1 protein-coding gene is annotated in these 1,626 nt (G+C 50.0%); it reads right to left on the bottom strand.

The genetic code is table 11. The features are described 5' to 3' along the window. Positions 1-131: 131 nt before the first annotated feature. The gene (locus B5F35_RS18070; RefSeq protein ID WP_087243061.1) at positions 132-1,370 is read right to left on the bottom strand and encodes an IS110 family RNA-guided transposase; all 1,239 of its coding nucleotides are present in this window, start codon (positions 1,368-1,370) and stop codon (positions 132-134) included. Positions 1,371-1,626: the final 256 nt, after the last annotated feature.

A 1,626-nucleotide genomic window follows, 5' to 3' on the forward strand; every position in this document is an offset into this window, starting at 1 on the left:
CTTGCTACGAAAATAAGTAGCGAGGGCGTGTACCTTGACAAACAGGTTTTCAATGCCTCATGAAAAACCATCGCAGCACAAAAAGCGGCAGGCCAAAACCTGTCGCAGGCAGAAATATGGAAATATAAGCATCAGCCTGGTGCAACCACAAGGTACCCCAGCTTTTGCAGTTCGTTCACCATTCGGCTGGCCCGCTTGCGTTCGCTTTGTTTCCTGCGGATCTCAAAGCATTCTTCGTTGTATGGGATTCCTGTCTTCAGCATCGTGTAGATCAGGGCCAACAGTTTACGAGCCAGAGCAATCGTTGCCCGTTTCGCTCCCTTCCGCTGTTTGATTCGCCAGTACCAACCTGATAGGTACAATGCTCGCTTGCCGGACATGACCCATCCAACCTCACAGAGCATACTTTTCAGGTAGGGATTTCCCTTGTTGATATGAACACTCTTACGCTTTCCAGCACTTTCATGATTGCCGGGGCTCAAACCAGCCCAGGAACAAATGTGCTGGGAATCCGGAAATGCACTCATATCAGTACCGATTTCCGCGATGATGGCCGCTGCCGCAGTAACATCAATACCCGGTATGGAACACAGGAGACTCAAAGCCTCCTCATGTTTTGTGATCTCCTCCACAATAGCATCCTCCACAGTACGGCGGTGTTGTTCAAGGGCCTCCAGGTGCCCGAAAACCATGCGAAGGAAAGAACGTTGGTGTTCTGAGAGGGAGCCGTTTAGGGCAATCAAAATTTCATCGATGCGTTTCCGGGTCTGTGTTTTCAGACACTTATCCAGCGTCTCCCATGAGATACTTCCGTATTCCATGAGGTGGCGGATGATATTTCGCCCAGATGCACCAAAAGCGTCCGATAGAAACGCAGTAAAACGAAAACCGGAGCTTTGCAGAAATTTATCAATACGATTCTTTTGGGCAGTGATGTCGTGAACGATGCTTTTGCGATAGCGCGTTAGATGCCGCAGCTCCCGAAAAGCCTTATCTGGGATGAAACTCCCTTTCAGCAGTCCAGCTCGAAGCAATGTAGCGATCCACTGTGCATCACGCATATCTGTCTTACGCCCAGGTACATTCTTCATGTGACGGGCGTTTACGACCAGAATGTTGATTTCCCCATCAAAGCACGGTTCCAGCATTTCATAGATGGGCTGCCAGTAGATCCCGGTGCTCTCCATTGCAACATGGCGGCATTCTGTTTCCAATACCCAGTCCCGCAGTTTCCGCATTTCCGGGATGAGTGTGCTGAAGGAACGAATTTCGATTTCCGGCTCAGTACCCAGCTCGCCTTTCGCAAGACAGGCAACGATAACATCACGATGAATGTCCAGTCCCATAGCGCAGGTCAATATGTCTTGCATCAAATCCCCTCCCTAAAATATGCAGGCTGGGAATTGCCCGGGTGGGTATCCGAACTTTGCTACTCGTGCTCTTCACTTGTGTGACGCAACATACTGCTGTTCTCTTGGGCAATTCGTCCACGTTGAACAAACGGGGTGGAAATCCACCAAGGTGCAACCGGACTACGCCTGCTGACTTTAGTGTAGCAGATGCCGCCGTCCTATGCACTGCCTTTATTTTCATTCTCAGCTGTGATGGCATTTCATGAGGCGTTGA

This window comes from Anaeromassilibacillus sp. An200, assembly GCF_002160025.1.
Lineage (GTDB): Bacteria > Bacillota > Clostridia > Oscillospirales > Acutalibacteraceae > Caccousia > Caccousia stercoris.